This is a genomic window from Ruegeria sp. BK1 (assembly GCF_056535645.1).
In genome coordinates, this window is the sequence record NZ_JBQFIS010000003.1 from 115,266 (window position 1) to 137,644 (window position 22,379).

Below are 22,379 nucleotides of genomic sequence, written 5' to 3' on the forward strand. Positions count from 1 at the left end.
CGTGTCACACTTCGAACTTTTCCCGGCACAGGCTTTCAATCTGTGCCCAAGTTGATTTGAATTCAGGTGTATTTTCGGCCGCGTAGTGGAAGTTCTTCATCAAGCCTGTCAGCTGCGTAAACACCTGACGTACTTCGGCTTTATCGGCGAAATCGGCGGTGGATTGGGTCACGCCATAGACCAGCTTGAAGGTCATCTTCTGCCGCTCCAGCGGGACGGTTGCGTCCACCTGATCAAAGGCGTCCTGCTGCAGATAAACCATGTCCACAAACAGTGCTTTTTGCTGGGTGACAAAGTCCTCGATCGTGACGCCCTCTTCGCCCGTCACCTGCATCATTTGATCGACCTGTTCGCCCTTTTCGATAAGCGCCAGCAGATCGCGGACCTTGCCGGTCCAGCCAGCTTCGGCATTCTTGTCATACCAGTCGGACAGCTGATCCAGATATCGTGACCAGCTGAGCATCGGGTCCACCGCCGGGTAAAACCGCTTGTAAGCGCGCTCGGACGACAGGCCGAGGAAACACTTGACCGTAGACAGGGTCGACTGCGTGACCGGCTCGTCAAAATTGCCCCCGGCGGGTGAGACCGTGCCGATCAGGGTCAGGCTGCCCAACGCGCCGTCATTGGTCTTCATCGCGCCTGCGCGCTCGTACAGACCCTTGATCGAGCTTTCCAGGTAGGCCGGGAAGCCCTCCTCACCCGGAATTTCCTCAAGCTTGCCCGAAGTCTCGCGCATGGCCTGCGCCCAGCGGCTGGTGCTGTCGGCAATCAGCAGCACGTCATAGCCCATCTGGCGGTAATATTCGCCCAGTGTGATGCCTGTAAAGATCGACGCCTCGCGCGCAGCGACCGGCATGGACGAGGTGTTACAGATGATGATTGTCCGGTCCATCAGGCTGCCGCCCGAGGTCGGGTCGGTCATCTTGGGGAATTCCGCGATAGTTTCCACCACCTCGCCCGCGCGCTCGCCGCAGGCGACAACGATCACGATATCGACCTTGGAATTCCGTGCGATCAGGTTCTGCAGCACGGTCTTGCCTGCACCGAACGGGCCGGGAATACAGGCCGTCCCGCCGCGCGCGATAGGGAAGAACGTGTCGATCAGGCGTTGCGAGGTCAGAACCGGCTCGGTCGGGTAAAGACGTTCAGACAAGGCGCGCTTCAGGATGTTTTCCGGCAACGCCCTCCGGACGGGCCATTTCTGTGACAGGGTCAGCGTGTGTTCGCCGCCCTGCGCATCCTCAAGCCGGGCCACGATGTCGTGGATCATGGCAGCCCCTTTCTGGACCCAGACGACCTTGTAATCGCCAACCCAGTTAAACGGCAGCATGATCTTATGCTCGAACCGCCCCTCGGGCACCGTACCGATGCTGTCGCCCGCTGTCACCGTGTCGCCCACCTTTACCGAAGGTGTAAACGACCATTTCGCCAGCGTATCCAGCGGGGCCACGTCCGCGCCGCGCGGCAGGAAAGTGCCAAACTCAGCGGCGACCTTGGGCAAGGGCGATTGCAGCCCGTCAAACACCTGACCCAGCAGACCCGGACCCAGTTCGACCGATAACAACTGGCCAGATTGCTCCACCGGGTCGCCCACGGCCACGCCGTCGGTGCTTTCATAGACCTGCACATCCGCTGTATCCCCGCGCACGCGCAGCACTTCGGCCTTGAGACGTTCCTGACGACCACCGGGGCCTGGGCGCGTGGGCAGGATGAAGACCACCTCGTTCTTGACCAATTGCCCCGGCGCGCCCGAGGCATCTGCGTTGGCCTGAATTTGCACCAGCCCCTCTTGCACCGAGACAACGCGGGCAGTGGCGGTTTGCGTGACGGGGGTTGCGGCGGTCATGCGTAGGCTCCCTCAAAGTCGATATCGGCGACGTCGGCCATTGCCTGTTGCGCCAGTTTTTCAAATCGCGTTGCCGCATCCTGCGCATTGCTTTGCGCCCAGCGGTTGAAAATATTCCAGATCAGAACGTAAATCGCTACGGCCTCGAAATCGAACAGATGGCGGGCGGCGTGGCGTTTCAGCTGTTTATGGCTAACCGACAGCAGAAGCCGCTCCAGACCCAGCGGGTCCTCGGCCTCCAGCAGTTGCTGCGCTTCCTTGAGCCACGGCATCGAGGTCTCAAGCTTGAAGGTCGGATCGCTCCAGTTGGCCGGGATGTGGCGGGCCCAGCGGCCCATGCCGAAGGTTCCGGTAGGCGGGCTTCCGCCCTGTTTGCGCAGGCGCAAAGCGGCTACGGCGGTACGCAAGTCCATCCGCTCCAGAAACAGCTTCTGTAGGGTCGGCTGCGGGATATCAGCCAGCGCGGCCTTGCACCGTTCGACGGCCTGCACGTCTGTCACGTCCATATCGTAGTCACCCCAATTCAGAGCGTGCTCCAACACCCGCAGCACCTGCGCATCCTCACGCGCCAGCGCGCGCAACCGACGGTCCAGGCGAAGGCGCGAGATCGGGGGCTGCTTGGCGACGAACAACCGCTCCGAGCCCGGGAGGCTGCTGATTAGCGCGATATAGGCGTCGGGGTCCGACATGTCAGCGGATCACCCCTTCCAGCACGGCACGGAACCGGGGCTGAAGATGCTCCATCAGCAAAGAGGCAACAGCCTTGTCCGTCAGGTCCAGCACCACGCCCTGATCCTCGGCCCGCACCCGGATGCCATCCTGCGTGCTGTCTGCAGCGTGCAGTTCCACCTGTTCGCGTAGCATGTCGGCGGTCAGGCCCAGCACGTATTTCGTCAGCTTGCCCGACTGGATATCGTCAGCGTTCTGCTTGATATCCTCTTGCGTGGCCACCTTAGCAGGCAGGATCACCTGCACCTTACCGTCCAGTTTGGCCCCGTCTGCAGCGCGCCCGACGACCTCAAGGATCATCTGTTTCAGCATCTCGGGATCAGCCATTTCCTTGGTGACAAGGCGTTCGACATCTTCGCGGAACCGATCAGTGAGACCGGCTTTCATCGTCAGCACCGCATCGCGCATGGCGGTGTTCAACGCCTCTTCCCCGGCGGCGCGGTAATTGTCGGATTCGGTGCGCGCCTTTTTCTGATACTCATCCGCTTCGCGCTTGGCAGCGGCGAGAATCTTCGCCGCCTCGGCCTTGGCTTCAGAACGCAACTTTTCCGCATCCGCCTGCCCCGCCGCGACACCGTCGCTGCGCAGCTTGTCGATCAGCGCATCGACCCCGTGCGAGATCATTCCGTCCTGTGCCATCAGCTGATCCCCGCGCTAATGACCAAGGCAAAGACAAAGGCAAAAACGCCAAAGCCTTCTATGATCGCCGCAGGGGCCAGCGACAGGCCGAAGATCTCAGGTTTCTCCTTCGTGGCATTGATCGCCGCCGCACAGGCGCGGCCCTGCCAGATGCCGCAATACATCAGCGCAATCCCCGACAGGATGCCGATGCCGAACAGCCCGCCCGCGTTTTCCGGCGTCACATCGCGGTTCAGCGTAAACATGATCACGATGCCATAGATCACCATGGTCGACGGAAAGGCCGAGACACCGATGAACCGGCCATAGCCGCCCTCGGTCTCGGTCATCGCGCCGATGCTGGCCTGGCCCGCGATGGCACAACCAATGGCGCTGGACGCCGCACCCAAAGCCATGGGCGCGTAGATTCCCAGCCAACCCAATGTCAATACAAGCTCATTCATTCCTGAACCTCCTTGCGGGCGAACGGGCGAAAGACGATGCCTTCATCCGGCAGACCCCATTTAAAGAATTCGATGTAATTCAGACGTAACCCGTGGACGACGCCACTCATCATCGCGAGGGCGAAATTGAGGAGATGCCCGGCGATCAGGATCAGCAGCCCGAACAGAATGCCCGGCCCTTTCAGCGCCTGCATCACTGATACGGCCAGATCGTTGAACGTGATCGCCAGCGAGGCCGAGGCCAGCCCCAGCGCAAACAGGCGCATGTAACTCAGAACGTCGCCAAACGCCCCCATCGCACCCGCCAGCCCCTGCAGCCCTTCGATCAGACGCCACAGCCAGTCGGTTGGTTTGGTGATCTGTCGCTCGCTGGTGAACAGCAGGATCGCCCCAAAGCCTGCAACCATCAGGACCGCTCCGGGCAGGGTCGGGCCTTCGTTCATGTAGGCCAGCCACAGGACAAATCCGCCGATCAGCACTCCGATCCAGCCCAGATTGGCAAAAGCTCTGCGACGTCCCCACGCCGCGCGTGCGGCCAGTGCGTTGGCCAGCACCAGATGGAACACCCCCACCACGATCGAGATCATCATCATCGCGTTGAAGTTGTTCAGATCCAATATCTTGAGCCGCGCCCAGATCGACCCCTCCGAGGGGGACGCGCCGAAATAGCTGCCGACCATGACCCCATAAATCACCGTCGCACCCGCGATGATCACACCATAGAGCCGCCACGACCGCTGCGCCGGGGTCTTGTCCATCTTCCTCCAGAAGGCCAGCAGGCCCAGCAGGATCACCGCGCCATAGCCCGCATCCGCCACGATCATCGCAAAGAAAATCGCAAATGAGGCCGCAACTATGATGCTGGGGTCCCAATCCTTGTAGCCCGGTATTTGATAAAACAGCGCCAGATCGACCGCCGCGCTGCGGTTTTCAGGCTGCTCCAGTAACGTCGGAGGGGCATCATCCGGCCCCGGTTCCTCGATCAGAACAGCGGCGTCTCGCGCCTGCGCCATCTCCAGCACCGCATCCACACGATCTTCAGGCACCCAGCCCTGCAGGGCAAACATCGCGCCCTCGTCGCGGACCTTCTGTGTGGCGTGGGCCAGTTCCGCCGCGCTTTCCGCCGCCGACAGGTTTCGGCGCATCAGGGTCAGGTAACGGGTCTGGGCGATGCGTTCCGCCTCAAGCGCCTCAATGGCGATCTCGGCCTCTTCCAGCTGCGCCTCAAGCTCATGGATCGGCAGCGACCCGGTATGAGTGCGCGGCACTGGCAGAATATCATCACCCGGATCCTCGGGCGCGATCAGCACCGCGTAAATATAGCGGTGATCCTGTTCCAGAATGGCCCAGGGCAGTTTGACCTCGGACAACGCCTCGCGGTGTTTCACCGGCAGTTGGTAGAACCACAGCCGATTGCCCGCCAGCACATCATTGGGTGGAAAATCCAGATCACCCCACGGGCGCACCTGCGCGATCCGGTGCGCCAGAAAATCCCGCCGATCCGTCGCCGCGCGGCTGCGTTGCATCAGGTCCAGCACGTCGCGCACGAACTGGTCCATGTCGAAGGCCGGATCGCGCTGTATCTGGCGGCGCGGGTCGGCCACGTCGGTCAAAAAGCGCAGCGCCTTATAGGCATCATGCGCACCCCGTTCGCTGATCTTTTCCGGCTCGGCGGGTGGAGGCGCCAGCGGCAGTACATGCATACAGCCCAGCCCTTGCAGCGCCTCTAACGTGTCGCCCTTATGCGCGGCGGGTCCGACGAGGGACAGTTTCTTCAGCCGCGCGACGCTCATGTCAGCGCCTCCTGCGCATGTTTGCGTTTGGAGATTTTCGAGCGCACAACCGATTGCATCTGTTCATCGCTCAGATAGATGCGGATCTTCTTGATATTGGCCTTGGCGCGCGGGATCAGAACCTTTTCGAACAGGTTGACGCGTTGGGTGATCGTGGCCACGGCCTTGTCGAAAATACGCACCCGTTCCTCGGCGACTTTGACGCGCAACCGCGCCTCGATCATGTCATGCAACAGGTTGGCGGCGGCATCGACCCAATGTGGTTTGGCCAGCAACGAATAAGGCCGTACAGCAACTTCGATCCGGTCCAGATCGGGCATCTTGACGCCGACCACGTTGACCTCTTTCAACTTGTAATCCTTCAACTCGACCAACCCGTCAAGATCGACCCCCTGCTGCGCCAGCATCGGCAGTTTTTCCCCGACCTGCCGCGCCAGATCATGAACCTCTTGCTGCAGCCGCTGCACATCCTCGCGGGCTTTGGCACGTTCCGCCATCAACTGCTGGCGCTTGAGGTCCAGCGACGGCAGGAACCGCTCATAGCTTTTTAGCTGGGTCTGCTGGCGGGCCAGCGACGATTTATTCAGCTGCAACCGCGCCATCGGTATCCTTTGGGAAATACTTGTCGACCAAAGCCTGCTTCATCAGCAACTGTTCAGGCTGGAAACATTCGGCCAGCGTCTTCCACCCCAGATCCAGCGCGTCCTCAAGCGGGATCGAGACGTTGATATCCATAAACCGCGCCCGGAACAGCGCGCCGAATTTCAGCAACTGATGATCGTAATCCGACAGATCAAAGGCCATCGCCTGTTTCTGCGCTGCATCGCGGCTTTCGGAGTAAAACCGGATCATCGTGTTCATGATCTGCCCGTGATCTTCACGCGTGGTTTTTCCGATCACGTTCTGCTTGAGGCGTGACAGGCTGCCAAACGGATCAATCACCCCCGAGTGCAGGTAAAACTGCCCCTCGGTGATATAGCCCGTGTTGTCCGGCACCGGATGGGTCACATCATTGCCGGGCATCGTCGTGACAGTCAGTACAGTGACCGAACCGCCTTTGGCATAGTCACATGCCTTCTCGTACCGCCGCGCCAGTTGGGAATAGAGATCGCCCATATAGCCGCGCTGCGAGGGCACGCGTTCCTGACTGATCCCCACTTCTTTCATCGCGTCGGCATAGGCGGTCATGTCGGTCAGTAGCACCAATACCCGCTTACCTTCCTCGACCGCGAATTTCTCGGCCACCGCCAGCGCCATATCGGGCACCAGCAGCCGTTCAACCAGCGGGTCCATAGCCTGATTGACGAACATCACCGTTCGCGAGAACACGCCCGCATCCTCGAACGAAGTCCGGAACGTGTGATAGTCGTCAAAGATCAGCCCCAGCCCGCCAAAGACTACGATATCCGCATCCGCCTGAATGCCGATCCGGCTGAGAAAGGCATTGAACGGTTCGCCCGAGACCGAAAAGATCGGGATTTTCTGGCTTTCGACCAGAGTATTGAACACGTCGATCATCGGCACGTCCGTGCGGATCATCTTGTTGGGCACTGCACGTTCCGAAGGGTTTACGGTCGGCCCGCCAATCTCGATCCGCGGCTCGGATGACAGATCCGGCCCACCGTCGATTGCCACCCCTGCCCCGTCAAAGACGCGGCCAAGAATATTGGCCGAATAGGGCGTCTGCATAGGATGACCCAGAAAAGTGGCTGTCGCCTCGGTCGAGATACCCTTGGTGCCCGAGAACACCTGCAGCGTCACCACATCCCGGTCGATGAAAATCGCCTGCGCCAGCGTTTTGTGTCCGTCGATGGTTTCGATCACTGCCAGATCGTTGAACCTAACGGTTGCTTCAGCCGATCCGTCCAACGGAACCCTAACTTTGATCGTATCCCCAACGATTTCCAGAACACGAGTATATTTTAAGAGACTCTGAGACATCGCCTACCCTAAGTCGCATGATTAAGAGTTTATTTTTCTTTCCACCTTAAAACTGCCCACCGAACCAGTGCGCTCGGAGGGTTTAATATTGATTTGGTAAATCCGGTTGCCTCCAAGCTAATAGAGATTGCAGGCCTAAAGCAATGGAATCAGTTCAATTCTGACTGGATTTTGTGTCGCCATTCGATTTCAAGACTTTGCCATTGACGTCTGCGACGCCGCCTTTGGCCCCGTTTCAGCATCGGGACGATAGTCCAAAACGCGCACAAGCAAGTTGGCCATCTCTTCAAGTTCTTTGGAAGGTGTTTTGACTTCCCCTATGATGCGTTTGACCAGATCAACGGCTTCAGTGCGCTGCTCCTCGTCAGGCAACAGATAAGGCAACGTCTCGACTGCACCCTTCGGATCGAAAGTGGCGACCAGAGTCTGCTCGTGCAACATACGTTGACGTTCTACAACCGAAATGGATTTGAACGGCGCTTCGTGCCGAAAGATATGCGCCCAGCGGTGCAGAATCTCAGCGCGAAAGCCTTTGTGACTGTCGGCCAATAAGATCAGCATTCGAATGACCGCCTCGGGCAGACCTCCTTGCCGCATATGCGCAAGCACCGTGTTGACCTCTGGCAAATTGCGCAAAGACGCTGGGTCTGGCAGGGTTCGGCGCTTGGAATACTCTTGCCCGAACCAAGTTGCGAACGGCCCGCCCCAAGTGGCGAAGAAGGTTGCCTCATACCATGCGTCGCGCAAATCACGGCCCAAATCCATCGATTGCTCGATCCATTCACCGGTGAGTTTTTCCCATTTTAGAAACAGGTTGTCAGCATCGGCTGGCGCGCGCTGCGCTCTGGCGTCCTGCGCCAGTTTCTCGATCCCTTTCCCCATAACTGTGTTCGAAGACATCGAAGAACGCTGTACGCGCAGCGGATGCGCATCGCGCAAAGCCTGCGCTGTCACCGGTGTCGACATTGTTTGCACGACTGGGCGACCAAAGGTTTCATAGGCACCCGCTTGCACTTCCGACATATGCGCCACGGCGGCAAAGCTGGTTTCATCCTGGCGACCGTCATCCAATGCAGCGACATCTGAAAGCGTTCGATCGACGAACCGAACTTCGAAGGATTTTTCGACCCCGTCCCCTTCGATGTTATCAATGACCATTTCATAAAGACCGGGTGCCATTGCCTCGACTGTTTCAAGTGTAGAGGCAAGGCCTGTGTGCTCTTTGCGCGCAATCTTGGAGGAAACAAAAATGCCCAGATGCCCCACTTCATCATGAAGCATGTAAATAATGCGCTGGCCGCGTACTCGTATCTCTTCTTCGTCCGCATACGTTTCAGCGATCCAGTTCAAAGCCTGTTGCGGCGGCGTGATATTGTCGCCATGACTTGCAAAGACAAAAATCGGCGCTTTGATCGCCTTGAGATCTACAGGAACTCCGGGTTCCAGTTGTGCGGTATTCTTGACGAGCCGGTTTCCAACGAACAGTTGTTCGACAATCCATCGAATTTCGGCCTCGTTCAGAAGAAAGAAACCGCCCCACCAACGCTCAAAATCGATGAAACGCTGACGGCCAGCTTCGGGATCGCGGTACAGGTCGAAATACTTGCCAAAGTAGTTGCGGCTGGGATTTAGCTGCTCGAAATTCATCACCAGATTGGCACCGTCAAATTTGCCGTTCCCCAAATCTGACCAGAGCATCGGCTGCCATGTACCGCCAAGCATCCCACCATTGTAGCGCATTGGATTTTCACCAACTTCACCCGACCAAGGTGCGACCGGCGCACCATTGAGCACCAGAGGCCCGGTCAGATCGGGGTTGCAGGCCGCCATCAGCAAGGTCGCCCAGCCGCCCTGGCAGTTTCCTGTCACAACAGGTTGCGGGCTTTTTGGGTGACGCGCGCTGACGGTGCGAACAAATCCAGCTTCGGCATGCATCACATCCGCCAGTGTCTGTCCTTCGACCGGGTCACGGCCAAAACTCACAAAGTATACCGGGTGGCCCTTCGCCAGCGCCACGCCGACCTGGCTGTCGGACTTGAACCCACCAATACCACCGCCATGTCCAGCACGAGGATCAATAATGATGTAGGGGCGTTTGTGATCGTCTACGTTGATCCCTTGCGGGGGAACAATGCGCAAAAGCTGATAGTTGCAGGGCCGGTCGAGCTCCCTCCCGTCAACCATCACTTCGTAGTCATAGACAAGCACTGGCGGGCAACCGGCCGCTTCATGTTCGAGGAAAACGTCTCCGCGCTCGCGCAAGACGTCTATCGTCAGGGCGACGCGCTGACCTGCATCCTTGATATAGTCCGTCCATGCCGAACCTACGGATTTCGTCTGCGCGAATTGCACCGCAAGATCTCGCAGTTCGTTTGACCATTTCGTAGACCGGTTTGAATGGTGCTCAGTTATTTTCTGTGCCTGATTAGTAGCGGCTTGCGACAAAATTTGGTACTGCATACCAGATTGATCAAGCACACCAGAAATCGCATCAAGCACGTTGCTGTTTACGGTCGCTGTGGTTTTTTCACCGGTTGAAGGGTGCGACGCATTTTCTTTCGCAATTGAATTCCGGGCCATAGGTCAATCCTTCCTCAGACGATGCTGTACCCACCGTCGATGGGGTGTACGCCGCCAGTCACGTTGAACGCCTCGCGGCTTGCAAGAAACGCGGCATAGGCACCGACATCTTCGATGGTCGCCAACTGATGGGTGGGTGCACGCTCGGCAGCGGCGCTCAGCAGTGCATCAAAATCGGACAGCCCGGTGGCCGCGCGGGTTTTCAGAGGGCCAGGCGACAGAGCGTGCACCGAAATGCCTTTGGTCCCCAGTTCTGCAGCGGCATAGCGCACCGAGGCTTCCAAAGCGGCCTTCACCGGCCCCATGATATTGTAGTTTTCAACAACCCGAGTCGCCCCAAGAAACGAGACCGTCATACATGTTCCGCCACGCGCCATCAGCGGTTCGGCCATGCGGATCATGCGCAGAAACGAATGAACAGAAATATCCATGGCCACCCCAAACCCTTCGGCCGAGGTATCGATAACCCTTCCGTGCAGATCATCGCGTGGCGCAAAGGCAATAGAATGCACAAGAGTGTCAATCCGGCCCCATTGCGCCCGAATTGCATCAAACAAGGCGTTTGTCTGGTCTGCATCCCGCACATCCAGCGGCAGACAGATTTTTGCATCAACCTCTTCAGCCAGCGGGACGACGTATGGTTTGGCCTTTTCGTTTACATAAGTCAGCGAGATATCTGCGCATTGTGCATGAAGCGCACGCGCGCATCCCCACGCAATCGACTGATCGTTTGCGACACCGATAACAACTGCTTTGTATCCGTCCAATCGAAACATAGCATGCCTTTTTCTGCAGTGCAGCATAGCGCCTTTTCCTCGATTCGGGAAAGACGATTGCGGTGCAATTCTGCCTACGCTGCGTCACAGAACGATGAACACGCACCAGTTTGCTCAAAAACGGGCGAATTATGTCCGGGCTTTTTCCGTTTCAGCAATTCGCGCAGTAGACGATAGTATACGCCCCTGCCTTGTCCGGCCACGAGTGTTGAGATGAAATCAAACGGAAACGACGCTCTAAACTTCGGCTCTGTACCTCAGCGGAGTGCGAAGGGGTTTTCCTGGATTGCCGCGTTTGCTCGGGTACTAGCTGTGAGCCCAAAGCAACCATATCCGCACTAACTAAAGCGCAAGACCGTATCGAAAGCTCAAATCAAAAAGAAATTTTAGCGCATTGCCTGCTATTGCTGAGGGCCCATCAATTTCGCGTTTCGACGGCGCGCAATCTCCTGTCGAATTAGGTCTATGTGCAAACGTGCATCATATGCGCCTTGGCGATATGCGAGCGGCAGGTTCAGATTTGCAAGTGCGGTGTCCACTTCTTCGAATTTATTGGCGACTTCTTCCACCCCAGCCAAAGTCTGTGCCTTGCTGAGTTCTTCCTCAAGCGCAGCGATGCGCTGGTAAAAACGCCAGACCCTACGCTTTTGAAACCAAACGTAGCCAGACGGGACGATCCGCAGAAAAGGAACTAAGAACAACAAAGGCAATAACAACAGCAATACACTGCCAAATTGCGCTGCGATCCAATATGGCAAGACGCCATGCAAAAAGTTTGGCCCAGAATTTATGAGTTCTGTCGCAATTTTGTTTAGTGGCACAGGCGGTGAAGCTGTGTTTGGATACTCGCGCGCACTTTGCAAAATAGTGGCTTCGCTATGAATGTTCTTCGCTGCATTCACCAACCTATCGGTTACTGCAGGATGAAGATCGGAAGCGGCGATAAGTGAAGCCCTCAACGCTAAGATTTTGACATCCTCCGGCGGCCTCGGAGGGTCCAGTGTGATTGATCCTGCCGGTACAGTTACCGAATTTGCGCCTGAAAGTTTCAATGCCAGAGCATCGACCAAAGCCATGGGAACGAAAACGATTTCTGGATCAAAAATTGCGTCCATAAGATAAGGCGCATCGAGGGGTGCGACAAACAACGCTGCATCCGCATCGTTGGAATACAACGCCTCTATTGCATCGTTTCCCCCGGCATCGACTAGGGTTATGCCGACATTTTGCAAACCTGCGGCCTCAATTAGCGATAAAGCAGCGGCGCGAGTACCAGACGCCTTGGTTCCTGCTGCTAAACGTATGTCTCCCCATTCGCCTGCATTGGCCCCAACTGAACTAGACGTTCCACGGAACACCACCATGGGTTCAAGAAAAATGGCACCCAGGGACTGTAAGTTTTCGTCCTGAGGTAGTTCGAGACCGCCTTGAACAAAAGCGGCGTCCACTTCGCCGGAAACAAGTTTTTGAATGTTCTCAACGGACCCCTCGGTTTCAACCAGAATTACCTGAATGCCGTCACGTGCAAGTTCCGCTTTATAGAGTTGTCCAACTTGCCAGTATCCGCCGCCGTTTATGCCAGCAGCCAGCTTAATATTGTTGGGCGGTTTCAAACCAAAGATCAGAAAAACAACCAAACCGACAAACATAATCGGAAAGAGAATGAAAAGAGCTAAGCGCATTTATTCCCACATTCGGATGATCGGAACCGTTAAGTCGTTCTCATTTGATAGCAATCTTTTTGCCAACGAGAAACTGATCCCAGCGATTGGCACTCGTAGCTCTTATGAGCGTCAAGACCCATTAGTATGCACCTGATACTCCTGATCGAGTTTGTGTTTTGCGTCAGCCAACCAGTCTTGTAATGATCATAATAAAGACTTTTTGCGCACTACATGATTGAGCACATAATCTATCCTCGTCACGAACTAGACAGCCAAAGCGGCATTCAAGCCTACTAAATAAGGATTTGACTCCAATACATCCCCTTGTGTCCACCTCCTGCAGTCCCCCCTGCCCTTACATGTTGCACCGTTGCCCTACCGACCGCTGTGCTTACTGGGTCCACCAACCCCTCCTTTGTAGACAGACCCAGTCATTGCGTTCCAAGCATCCAATCCCAAGCTCGCATCATATGCCTGAGCTCGGCCACAAGCTTCTCTGCCAACTACCATCAAGTCCAAAACAGCTTATGGGAAAACCCGCCCTAAAAATGGCGCACGAAAAACGCCAGACACTAGCCCGGCGTTTCTGTTTGTTAGCATGTTGCTGATCTTACCCGTGGGTAAGGTCGTCGTCTTCCTGCAACTCGTCCAGCAATGAGGCGATCGCTTGCTCCAGCTTGGCACGGTTCACCCGTGTGAAGTCCAGATTATAGCGCAGTTCAATTCGCCCGCTTGAGGCCGAGCACTTCGCCACCCCTGCCCTGCCCGAAACTTGAAACGTAGTCTTCGCTCGCCGCGTCTTTCCACCGCTTGCACCTGGCACTTTCTTGGGGTTGTCAGCTGTCGGCTCTAAAAACGAGCGGAGAATAGCAACTTCACGCGCGCCGTCGCGATCCGGTTCGTTCATCAAACTGGTGCTCACATGACGCGCCAAACCGGGATCGGCATCCAACTTACGTTTCAGCTCAACGCCGACATTGCGCGGAATATCGTTAGGATGCATCAGCACCTTGTCCAGCATCATCAGCAGGCTGGCGAAAGATCGGATATAGCTGCGTTTGGTATAGCTGGCGGACTTGAACAAAAGCGCAACGGCCTTGTCCACGTCCGGGCATTCATTCGCAGGGTTCTCGGCAAAGGCCCGCGCCAATGCACCCATTTCCGCAAATGAGATATCCTTGCGGATCAGGTTTTCATCTACCATGCGACGGTAGCTGTCATTCAGATCCGCGCCTTCCGAAATGCCCGCCGGGATAGCCGCATACACTTCATTGCCGGTTTCCTGATACAGAGCTCGATAGGCAGACAATCTCCGCATCCCTTGAATGAGCTCGTACCGACCATCAGCCCGACGCTCCAACCGGATTGGGTTCGACAATCCGATTTCGCGGATCGAATCCTTCAACTCGTCCAATTCAGGATCCGGGCCGTCCTTGCGATCCCGGGTCAGCTTTTCAGTTACCACATCAGCCAGAAGTACATGCTCAGTCACCAGACCTTCGGACCGCAGACGAACAAGCTCATGGGCCAGGCGATCGTTTTCGGCGCGTATGGTGTCCTCTGTCGATTGTTGCCCGCGCAACGCTTCGGCGTTTTCCGAGATCGCGGCGGCCATCGGGCCGCGGCGTTTTTCCAAGACCTTGTCAGAAACTTTGCCAACCGGGATATCCTCCATGGATGGCATGTCGATGTCGAACATTCTGCGTTTGCGGCTCATGCGTCATCCTCCAACTGGTCCCAGGCCGAAAGCATCACGCCCCGGAATTCCTCGTACACGTTATCAAATGTAGACCGCGCCCGGCGCCATGTCTCGCGCGTCATTTCGCGGTAGTCCATTTCATAGACCGAACTCAGAAATCGGCCGGACTGTTCGACCGCACGGGTCATTTCAACCGGATGCTCGGCCACATGTTCGCCAAACACTTTCTTGAACGCTTCGAACATAGCCGAATGCAACGCGTTGCCCGGCTCGTACCGGGTCAGCAGAAAGCGCATTTCACAGAATGTCTTGGGCAAGCCAATCTTACCCGTGGGTAAGGTCTTGTCGAAACCGTAGGCAAGGTCTTCCAGCGCTTCGGCCAGCTGGCCAATGAAAGAGGTTGTCGAGTCGTATTCCCAATAGCCGGGCCCTGAGGGAATATAGAGCATGTCTGCCGCGAACACCGCGTTCATGGATTGATACCCAATCGCAGGCGGGCAATCGAACAGGATCAGGTCATAGGCATCATCGGGGATCTGATCCAGATAACGCGACACGGCCGCGAAGAATGACCACTCTGGGTTCAAGTGACGATACTGGGCCGAGGCGAACTCGACAAAGGCGGCGTTGGCGCAGGAGGGGACAACGTCAATGGTCGACCACGAGCTTTGCTTGATGAAATCCCCAATCCGAAGATCGCCCAGGCCCATATCCGTGATCGACGGCGGCAATTCGCGGCGGGGCAGGGCGGTGCCTGATTCAGCAGCGACGGGGCGGTTGTTCATACGCTCGGTTTCGCGGATCAGATCGCGGGCCATAATACCCCAGACCGTGAAATCTTCGGCCACATCGGTCAGGCCCATGGAATGGCTTAAAGTGGCTTGCGGATCGAAATCCACCACCAACACGCGGTAGCCATCCAGCGCCGCCGCATGAGCCAAGTGAAGCGCAACGGTCGACTTACCAGCGCCGCCTTTGAAGTTTGCCACCGCTGCACGTATCGCGCGCTTACCAACGGGGCGGGGCGGCATAAGAGATTTGCGGTTCACCTTGAGCCGCCGGCGGAGCTCATTCACCTCTTCCAGGCTGAACCAGCGTTGCCGGCCGTCTGGTTCCACCTCACCACCCGGCAGCGAGGGATCCGCAGCCAGCTTGCCCCGAAAGGTCGACTGGTTAATGCGAAAGATCAGCTCGGACACTTCCCAGCTGGAAAAACGACGAAGAGTCTTCTCCATCTCAGGACTAAAGGTTTGCTGCCGAATCCAGCCCTGCAACTTAAGGGACTGGTTCCGCAATGCGTTCAGGTCTTCGTGCGTATACATGCCTCGGGTCTCACTACTATGGACGCTATTTTTTATGATTTCACTATTTACGCCCTATTTGCACTTTAAGCAAAAGAAAATATACTCAGATCACGATCTTACCCATGGGTAACATAAACAAGGGAAATCAACGTCCTTCAGGACCCGAATCGCGGTGATTCGCAGTGCCTCTGGAAAATAGGGCAGGACGCTATATTTAGGGGGGCGTTAGACTCTCTATCGGTCGATTTGGGGGGACAAATATGCTACTTAAGGGGACAACCAGAATGTCCCCCATCACCAATACTTCACCATTTTTCTTTTTTGAAATTGGATTTGAGTTGCTGAAAAACCGGGTCAAATCAAACTTCTCTTGACAGAATCGTCGCTTTGGACGCTAATCAGGGCATCAAGACGAAAAGCGTTGGCAAACAGCGCAACAGGGGTGGAAACTCCGCCCGAGGCAGACAGAGCGGTAAGATTGGAATGCAGGTTGCAAAACCGGTTGGGCTAAACGCGCCCGCCATAAAATATGATATCCTGTCCGCGATGACGGTGCACGCTTTGTCAGGCGACAAGCATCGGCAGCGCAGTATTCTACGCATCATTGCGTTGATCACCACGCGGTATAACTGGCGCGCGAATGAGTTGTCGATCGGGCGGGAAGAGATTGCGCGGCTATGGTCGGTGAATGAACGCACAGTCAAACGTGAGATGTCCAAGCTGCGGTCTATGGGTTGGATTGCGGTCAAACGCCCCGCCGCGCGGGGCAGGGTGGCGGTGTATGAGCTGGACCTCAAACAGGTGTTGATCGACACGTCCGAGGTTTGGCCGACGATTGGCGCGGATTTTGTCGCGCGGATGTCAGACTCGCCCGAGCCCAGCACAAATGTGGTGCCGTTTAAAGTGAAACCTCCGGCGCCCGAGGAAAGCGATGGAGATATCTGGACGCAGGTTCAGGCCATTTTGCACGGGCGCGATCCCGAGCTTTGGGCCAGCTGGTTTCGCCATTTGATCGAGGCCGAGAGGGCAGGGGGGACCGTTACCCTTGTCGCCCCCTCGCGGTTCGAGGCGGACTATATCCATCGCAACTGGTCCGAGCGTCTGCTGGCCGCCTATAGCCGCATCGCGCCCGAGATCAGAAAAGTGCGGATCGAATCCAGCGGCTAGACAGGAGGGTTAACCAGAAGCACTGAAATCACGCAGAACCTGACCGGAATTGCTGGATGTGCGCAGGCCGTTCCGCATCGCCAATGCCCCGTTCACGAGCACATGTGCAATGCCCGAGGCATAGCGGCGGGGGTGTTTCGCGGTTGCGTTGCTGGCAATATTGACCTGATCGAACACGCAGATATCGGCCTGTTGCCCTGCGGCCAAAACCCCGCGGTTCTTGAGCCCCAACCGATTGGCGGGGATCGAGGTCAGCTTGGCCACCCCCTGTTCCAGAGACAGCGTCGACTTGTCCCGCACGTAGTATTGCAGGAACCGAGCGGCCCAGCCGTAACCCGATAGCGAGCCAATGTGGTCCTTCAGGACGCCCTCATTGGCGATAGCGACAGTGTCCGAGATCACGGCGCATTCGGGTTGTTCCAGACAGAGTTCCACATCCGAGTTGCGGAAGGATTTGGACGACCACATGCAGGCCATCAGGTTCTCGCCTTCCTCCATCAGGATATCGAGCACTGCGTCATAGGGGTGGCAATTCCGCATTCGGCCGATCTCGGCGAAGTCGGCGCCGACGATGTCCTTGTTGACGGTGGCGTTCAGCAAGACGATGTCCGACCATTTCTCGGCCTTGACGATCAACCACATGGGTTGGGGGTTGGCCTTGATCCGCGCACGGGATTCAGGGTCGGCCAGTCGCGCAAGCACATCGTCCACGGACCCTGCCTGCGCCCATTTCGGCAGGATCGCCGCCATGAGGGTATGGTTCCAGTCATGCGGGATTACGTCAAAGGCGATGTCCACGTCGTGGCGGCGAGCCAGGTCGATCATTTCCAGTGTGTGGTCCATGGCATAGTCCGGCGCGCCGAATTTGGGCTGGATATGGCTGATCTGCAGCTTGGAGCCGGATTGGCGTGCCGTGGCGATAGCTTCGGCAAAGCCCAGATCGTAATGCGTATCGCGGTTGCGCACATGGGTGGCGTAGAGGCGTTTGTATTTGGCCGCGACCTCACACATCGGCACCAGATGTTCCGGCGAGGCGAGGCTGCCGGGGAAATATTCCAGACCCGAGGAGAACCCACCTGCGCCTTCGTCCAGGCATTGATCGACCAACCGGGCCATTTCGGTGACGTCTTCGGCCTCGCCCGGATGAAGCTGATCGCCCAGAACCGCGCGATGCACGGTGCCGTGGCCGACAAAGGCCATGACATTCACGCCGAGTTCGGTGCGATCCAGCACATCCAAATAGTCGCCGAAACCCAGCCACGTGTCATGCTTGGCCTGATCGGTGTACCACGGGGCCACGCGGCTGATATCGCCTGGGCTGTTAACGGGCGCGCAGCTGATACCACATTGGCCGATCACCTCGGTCGTAACGCCCTGATGCACCTGACTTTCCGCGCGTCCATCAGCGATCAGCGTGAAATCGGAATGAGTGTGCATGTCGATGAAACCCGGCGCGACGACCAGGCCCGAGACGTCGATCTCTTGCGCGGACTTCTGCCCGGTCAACTCACCGGCGGGCAGGACGGCGCTGATGGTCTCGCCTGTGACTGCCACGTCGCCCAAATAGCCGTCCTGTCCCGTACCATCGACAATGGTGCCGCCTTTGAGAACAAGATCGAACATGGGTGCCTCCTATTTCGCTTCTCCGTACAGCCAGTCGGGCAGGAAGGTGGTGAGGTCGGGGAAGAATATCAGGATCACCATGCCGATGATATAGGCGAGGATGAACGGCAGGACGGCGACGGATATGCGTTCGATGGATATCCCGGAGATCCGCGCCGCAACCGTCAGGTTGGCGCCAAGGGGAGGTGTCAGGAACCCGATTTCGCAAGTGATGACGGTGAAGATACCGAACATCACCGGATCAACGCCCAGAGAGCTGACCAAAGGCAGGAACACAGCGGTGAAGAGGACGATCTGAGCCAGCGACTCCATGAAAGTGCCGATGAAGATGTAGAACACGCCGATCAGCAGCAGGACGAGGAATTTGTTCTCGGTGATCGAGGTGATGCCGTCTTGCACGGCCGTGGGCACGTCATAGAACGCGGTCAGTTGCCCGAAGGCCAGCGTGGGCGTCAGCAGGATCAGGATGCCGGTCAGCAGCGAGGTAAATCGCAGCGCTTCGATCAGCTTCTTCAGGGTCAGTTCGCGGTAGATGAAGAAGCCCACGAACAGTGAATAGAAAACCGCCACGCCTGCAGCTTCGGTCGGCGTGAAGGCCCCGCCATAGATGCCGCCCAGGATCAGAACCGGCGCGCCGATGGACCATTTCCCGTCCCAAGCCGCGCGCAGGAATGGACCCCATGAGAACCTCTCGCCGTCGCCGCCATATCCGCGCCTACGGGCGACGATATAGGTGGTGATCATCAGCAGGATCGTGACCATGACACCGGGGATGAGCCCCGCCAGAAACAGGCGCGGAATCGAGGTTTCAGACACCAGCCCGTAAATGATCAGCAGGTTCGAAGGCGGGATAAGACTGCCCAAGGCGCCTGCGCTGGCGGTGATGGCGGCAGCGAAGGGCACGTCATAGCCTTCGCGTTTCATTGCAGGCACGGTTACAGACCCAATCGCCGCCGTGGTGGCAGGGCCTGAGCCCGAAAGTGCGGCAAACAACATGCAGGCAAACACTGTCACCAGCCCCATCGAGCCGCGATAGGCCCCCACCAGATTGGTCGCGATCGAAATCATGCGGGTGGCCATGCCGCCCACTTCCATCAACCGTCCAGCCAGCACAAACAGCGGAATGGTCAGCAGCGGGAAGGGGGTCAGGCTGCCATAGCCGGTCTGCGCCATCAGCGTATATGGGATGTCGATCAGATACAGCGCCAGCGCCGTGGTCAGACCGACCGACACAAAGAGCGGCACGCCCATGACGGTCAGCACCACAAAGGCGATGGCCAGGATCATCAGGGCGCTCATATCTGATGCTCCTGATCCTTGGTGGTTGCTTCCCATTCCTCATCCAGCATTCCGGGCAGGCCGTTGCGCCCGTCGCGCCACCAGTTGACATAGGTTTGTGCCAGACGGATCAGCATCAGCGCGTAGCCGATTACCAGAATGGTTTGCGGGTAGAACTGGTTGATGCCTAGACTGGGGCTGGTTTCGGGAAAGCGCCAGAAGACGGTCAGATAATCCCAACTGATCCGCAGCATGAAGAGGCAGAAGAAGGCCCAGAAGATATCTGCGATGAAGATGACGATCTTGCCGAAGCCGGTGGGTAGCGCCTGTACCGCGACCATAATGCGGATGTGGAACCGCTCGCGCACACATAGCGATGCGCCCATATAGACCGCCCAGACCATGCACATGGCGGCGGTTTCCTCGGTCCAGTGCAGCGCCACCTGAAACACGTAGCGCGCCACCACCTGCGCAAAGACTGCCACGGCGATCACCGCCAAACAGGTGCAGCAGATCAGTTCCTCGAAATGCCGTTCGAGCCACTTGAGTGCAGCCATTTTGTCCCTCGTCCGCTTGCCGGGCCGAAAAAAGGGCGCCTTGTGGCGCCCCGGTTTTTTTTATTGGGCGGCGGCCTGAATGGCGTTCACCAAGGCGATGAAATCATCACCGCGTTTTTCCGCGAACTCCTGCTGCACGCCTTGGGCCGCGGCAATAAAGTCAGTGCGATCCGGGTCGGTGCGGGCCATGCCGCCTTCGTCAACCAGCCACTGGCGGACCTCTTCGGTTTCGGTCGCGACCTGAGCGGCAAATTCGGCCCCGGCCTCGGCAGCGGCGGCCATGATCTGGGCACGCTGTTCATCGTTCAACTTCTTCATGAAATTGTCCGACGCGAACAGAGGTGCGAAGGCCACGAAATGCTCGAGGATGACCAGATGCGGCTCGAACTCGAAGAACTTCATGTCGCGAATGAAGGATGTTCCGTTGTCGCCACCATCCACGGTGCCAGTTTGCAGCGCGGTGGGGGTCTCGGACCACGAAAGCGGCACTGGGTTTGCGCCAAAGGCTTCGAAGGTGGCAATCATCACCTCGTTCTTGGGGACGCGGATTTTCAGACCTTCCATATCCGCCATGGTGTTCACGGGGCGAACAGAGTTGTAGAAATCCCGATAAAGCGCCGGACCAAAGGCCAGCAGGTGGACGCTGGTATCGGCTTGCAACTGATCTTTCATCTGCTGTCCGACTTCGCCGTTCAGCACCCGGTCCAGATGTTCGGCGTTCTGGAAGATATAGGGCAGCACCGTGACATCCATCAGCGGCCAATGGGGCGAGACGTTGTTGGCGGTGATAAAGAACCCATCAACCGTGCCAAGCTGCATGGCCTTGAACGCCTCATCCTCGCTGGAGATCTGGTTGCAGCAGCGCAGTTTGACTTCGATTGCACCGTCCGAGTGCTCGGCCACTTTTTCCTGAAAAATCTTGCCGAACCGGCCATAGAGCGATTCCTCTGGCGCGCCAAAGCCGACATTCATCGTGATGTCAGCGGCCAGTGCGGATGTGGCGGAGAGTGCGAGTGCCAGTACCGGCATCGTCACCGTTTTCAAGTTCCAAAGTTTCATGAAGTCCTCCTGGTTGGTGCGTTCTTGTTGTTTGATCTTGCCGTTTGCCGCCCCGATTTTGTTGATATTCCGTAAGCCTATTACGGGGCGGTAGAATTCTGCAAATCCCAGCGCGCCAAAGAGTGTCAGGCAGCTAAAGCCTGATCCCTCGGATCTGTGAGTGGGACAGGGAAACGCTACCCAATCCTCATTGATGCAGAAAACAGTTGTTTTCTGGGGGTATTATTGCATTTTTTGGGTTTATTGCGCCGCGTACGGCGTAGGCTGCGTCAGGAGGTGATCAAACCCGCCCTGATCCGAGATCTCGCGGCAGGTTTCCAGCACCTTGCGCACCAGGGCCGAGCGTTTGCCCGCGCCGGTATAGGCTACCCCGTAAAAAGGCGCATCCTGATCCCCTGAAATCGGCCGCGCGACATAGCCGTTCTGACCTTTGCGGTCCAGCGGCCCGCAGATGTTCAGAATGGCATAGCCCAGATCCGCCGCGACCATCCCGCGCAGAACCGAGGAGCTTTTGGTGGTGTGGGCAATACGCGGGCGCAGCCCTTCGGTGGTGAACAGTGCCTCGAAATAATCCGGGGCGCCAGGCAGATCCAGCAGGATCATCGGCAGGTCGGCCAGATCGGACAGCGCCACCTGGTCCTTTTGGGCCAAGGGAGAGACATCGGGGATCATCGCAATTGGTGCCGCCTTGAACATGGGCAAGAAGGGCTGCGCCTTGGGCGCGGCGCGACGGTAGGTCAGGGCCAGATCGACCACGCCGCTGTTGAGCATTTCGGCAATGCTGAGCATGTCGCCCTCTTTAATCTCGACCCTGATCTGGGGGAAATCCTGCGAAATGCGCTTGAGGATCGGTGGCAGAACATAAGGCGCGGTGGGGGCATAGCAGCCCAGACGCAGAGTGCCAGCTGGATCTCCGGTTAGGGTCAGCAGATCGGATTCGAAGATGCGTGCCTGTTCCAGAAAGGTGCGGATACGAGCACCGATCTCGATGCCTTTGTCGGTGGGGACAATGCCTTTGGCAGGCATCCGCCGCAACAGTTCGGCCTGGGTCGTGCTTTCGATCATGTCGATGGCGGCCGTGATCGAGGATTGCGAGATATTCATCTCGACCGAGGCCCGCGCGATCGAACCGGTGCGCAGGGCCGCATCGAAATACTGAAGCTGTTTGAGGGTAAAGCGCACGGGTAATTCCTGTATTTTTTGTGTGATACTCTGATACTAATTCTATTTTTCCAAGTGACCAAGCTTGGCTAGCTGTAGGAGACCCGAGAGGAGGGGGAC

18 protein-coding genes are annotated in these 22,379 nt (G+C 57.4%); 1 reads left to right on the plus strand and 17 read right to left on the minus strand.

The genetic code is table 11. The features are described 5' to 3' along the window. Positions 1-4 precede the first annotated feature (4 nt). The 12 genes from ACR3E7_RS21495 to ACR3E7_RS21550 all read right to left on the minus strand — a co-directional run bounded on the left by ACR3E7_RS21495 (position 5) and on the right by ACR3E7_RS21550 (position 15,432). Complete coding sequence (locus ACR3E7_RS21495) at positions 5-1,846, minus strand: V-type ATP synthase subunit A (protein WP_170789894.1); 1,842 nt, start codon at positions 1,844-1,846, stop codon at positions 5-7. Continuing rightward, positions 1,843-2,535 (minus strand): hypothetical protein, encoded by a 693-nt coding sequence (locus ACR3E7_RS21500; protein ID WP_480503658.1) that lies wholly within the window; start codon positions 2,533-2,535, stop codon positions 1,843-1,845. The genes ACR3E7_RS21495 and ACR3E7_RS21500 overlap by 4 nt, the downstream gene beginning before the upstream one ends. Position 2,536: 1 nt before the next feature. Further along, positions 2,537-3,214, minus strand: a complete 678-nt coding sequence (locus tag ACR3E7_RS21505; protein ID WP_480503657.1) for a hypothetical protein — start codon at positions 3,212-3,214, stop codon at positions 2,537-2,539. Then, the gene (locus ACR3E7_RS21510; RefSeq protein ID WP_170352721.1) at positions 3,214-3,657 is read right to left on the minus strand and encodes an ATP synthase subunit C; all 444 of its coding nucleotides are present in this window, start codon (positions 3,655-3,657) and stop codon (positions 3,214-3,216) included. Before ACR3E7_RS21510 ends, ACR3E7_RS21505 begins: the two co-directional genes overlap by 1 nt. Continuing rightward, positions 3,654-5,450, minus strand: a complete 1,797-nt coding sequence (locus ACR3E7_RS21515) for a V-type ATP synthase subunit I (RefSeq protein WP_480503656.1) — start codon at positions 5,448-5,450, stop codon at positions 3,654-3,656. Before ACR3E7_RS21515 ends, ACR3E7_RS21510 begins: the two co-directional genes overlap by 4 nt. Then, positions 5,447-6,052, minus strand: coding sequence for a V-type ATP synthase subunit D (locus ACR3E7_RS21520; protein WP_480503654.1), 606 nt, complete (start codon positions 6,050-6,052; stop codon positions 5,447-5,449). Before ACR3E7_RS21520 ends, ACR3E7_RS21515 begins: the two co-directional genes overlap by 4 nt. Then, positions 6,030-7,391, minus strand: a complete 1,362-nt coding sequence (locus ACR3E7_RS21525; protein ID WP_480503653.1) for a V-type ATP synthase subunit B — start codon at positions 7,389-7,391, stop codon at positions 6,030-6,032. The genes ACR3E7_RS21520 and ACR3E7_RS21525 overlap by 23 nt, the downstream gene beginning before the upstream one ends. Before the next feature lie 189 nt (positions 7,392-7,580). Beyond that, on the minus strand, positions 7,581-9,743 hold the full coding sequence (locus ACR3E7_RS21530) for a DUF3141 domain-containing protein (protein WP_480503652.1): 2,163 nt from the start codon (positions 9,741-9,743) through the stop codon (positions 7,581-7,583). Positions 9,744-9,985: 242 nt separating this feature from the next. Further along, a complete protein-coding gene (fabI, locus tag ACR3E7_RS21535) occupies positions 9,986-10,747 on the minus strand; it encodes an enoyl-ACP reductase FabI (RefSeq protein WP_480503651.1) in 762 nt (253 codons plus the stop codon). 401 nt (positions 10,748-11,148) lie between these two features. Next, positions 11,149-12,429 carry a TAXI family TRAP transporter solute-binding subunit gene (locus tag ACR3E7_RS21540; protein WP_480503649.1) on the minus strand — a complete coding sequence of 427 codons (1,281 nt, stop codon included), beginning with the start codon at positions 12,427-12,429 and terminating at the stop codon, positions 11,149-11,151. A gap of 592 nt (positions 12,430-13,021) precedes the next feature. Beyond that, positions 13,022-14,128: a ParB/RepB/Spo0J family partition protein gene (locus ACR3E7_RS21545; protein WP_480503647.1), complete on the minus strand. Its 1,107-nt coding sequence runs from the start codon at positions 14,126-14,128 to the stop codon at positions 13,022-13,024. Then, positions 14,125-15,432, minus strand: a complete 1,308-nt coding sequence (locus tag ACR3E7_RS21550; RefSeq protein WP_170773215.1) for an AAA family ATPase — start codon at positions 15,430-15,432, stop codon at positions 14,125-14,127. Before ACR3E7_RS21550 ends, ACR3E7_RS21545 begins: the two co-directional genes overlap by 4 nt. Positions 15,433-15,897: 465 nt before the next feature. On the opposite strand from ACR3E7_RS21550, the gene ACR3E7_RS21555 reads away from it, so the two are divergent. Beyond that, entirely contained in the window at positions 15,898-16,581 is a 684-nt protein-coding gene (locus ACR3E7_RS21555; RefSeq protein WP_480503646.1) for a DnaA N-terminal domain-containing protein, read from the plus strand. A gap of 9 nt (positions 16,582-16,590) precedes the next feature. Here the strand turns inward: ACR3E7_RS21555 and ACR3E7_RS21560 are convergent, their stop codons facing one another. The 5 genes from ACR3E7_RS21560 to ACR3E7_RS21580 form a co-directional block, all read right to left on the minus strand. Next, positions 16,591-18,204, minus strand: a complete 1,614-nt coding sequence (locus ACR3E7_RS21560) for an N-acyl-D-amino-acid deacylase family protein (protein WP_480503645.1) — start codon at positions 18,202-18,204, stop codon at positions 16,591-16,593. A 9-nt stretch (positions 18,205-18,213) separates the two neighbouring features. Further along, the gene (locus ACR3E7_RS21565; protein ID WP_170785678.1) at positions 18,214-19,503 is read right to left on the minus strand and encodes a TRAP transporter large permease; all 1,290 of its coding nucleotides are present in this window, start codon (positions 19,501-19,503) and stop codon (positions 18,214-18,216) included. After that, positions 19,500-20,039, minus strand: coding sequence for a TRAP transporter small permease (locus ACR3E7_RS21570; protein ID WP_170789883.1), 540 nt, complete (start codon positions 20,037-20,039; stop codon positions 19,500-19,502). Before ACR3E7_RS21570 ends, ACR3E7_RS21565 begins: the two co-directional genes overlap by 4 nt. 60 nt (positions 20,040-20,099) lie before the next feature. Further along, positions 20,100-21,098: a TRAP transporter substrate-binding protein gene (locus ACR3E7_RS21575; RefSeq protein WP_480503643.1), complete on the minus strand. Its 999-nt coding sequence runs from the start codon at positions 21,096-21,098 to the stop codon at positions 20,100-20,102. Positions 21,099-21,338: 240 nt separating this feature from the next. Further along, positions 21,339-22,280, minus strand: a complete 942-nt coding sequence (locus tag ACR3E7_RS21580) for a LysR substrate-binding domain-containing protein (RefSeq protein WP_170773203.1) — start codon at positions 22,278-22,280, stop codon at positions 21,339-21,341. Between the last annotated feature and the right edge of the window lie 99 nt (positions 22,281-22,379).

Bases quoted from the DNA above. Each gene is read 5' to 3' on its own strand.
- ACR3E7_RS21495 (WP_170789894.1), bottom strand. From the start codon at position 1,846: ATGACCGCCGCAACCCCCGTCACGCAAACCGCCACTGCCCGCGTTGTC.
- ACR3E7_RS21500 (WP_480503658.1), bottom strand. From the start codon at position 2,535: ATGTCGGACCCCGACGCCTATATCGCGCTAATCAGCAGCCTCCCGGGC.
- ACR3E7_RS21505 (WP_480503657.1), bottom strand. From the start codon at position 3,214: ATGGCACAGGACGGAATGATCTCGCACGGGGTCGATGCGCTGATCGAC.
- ACR3E7_RS21510 (WP_170352721.1), bottom strand. From the start codon at position 3,657: ATGAATGAGCTTGTATTGACATTGGGTTGGCTGGGAATCTACGCGCCC.
- ACR3E7_RS21515 (WP_480503656.1), bottom strand. From the start codon at position 5,450: ATGAGCGTCGCGCGGCTGAAGAAACTGTCCCTCGTCGGACCCGCCGCG.
- ACR3E7_RS21520 (WP_480503654.1), bottom strand. From the start codon at position 6,052: ATGGCGCGGTTGCAGCTGAATAAATCGTCGCTGGCCCGCCAGCAGACC.
- ACR3E7_RS21525 (WP_480503653.1), bottom strand. From the start codon at position 7,391: ATGTCTCAGAGTCTCTTAAAATATACTCGTGTTCTGGAAATCGTTGGG.
- fabI (WP_480503651.1), bottom strand. From the start codon at position 10,747: ATGTTTCGATTGGACGGATACAAAGCAGTTGTTATCGGTGTCGCAAAC.
- ACR3E7_RS21540 (WP_480503649.1), bottom strand. From the start codon at position 12,429: ATGCGCTTAGCTCTTTTCATTCTCTTTCCGATTATGTTTGTCGGTTTG.
- ACR3E7_RS21545 (WP_480503647.1), bottom strand. From the start codon at position 14,128: ATGAGCCGCAAACGCAGAATGTTCGACATCGACATGCCATCCATGGAG.
- ACR3E7_RS21550 (WP_170773215.1), bottom strand. From the start codon at position 15,432: ATGTATACGCACGAAGACCTGAACGCATTGCGGAACCAGTCCCTTAAG.
- ACR3E7_RS21555 (WP_480503646.1), top strand. From the start codon at position 15,898: ATGCAGGTTGCAAAACCGGTTGGGCTAAACGCGCCCGCCATAAAATAT.
- ACR3E7_RS21560 (WP_480503645.1), bottom strand. From the start codon at position 18,204: ATGTTCGATCTTGTTCTCAAAGGCGGCACCATTGTCGATGGTACGGGA.
- ACR3E7_RS21565 (WP_170785678.1), bottom strand. From the start codon at position 19,503: ATGAGCGCCCTGATGATCCTGGCCATCGCCTTTGTGGTGCTGACCGTC.
- ACR3E7_RS21570 (WP_170789883.1), bottom strand. From the start codon at position 20,039: ATGGCTGCACTCAAGTGGCTCGAACGGCATTTCGAGGAACTGATCTGC.
- ACR3E7_RS21575 (WP_480503643.1), bottom strand. From the start codon at position 21,098: ATGAAACTTTGGAACTTGAAAACGGTGACGATGCCGGTACTGGCACTC.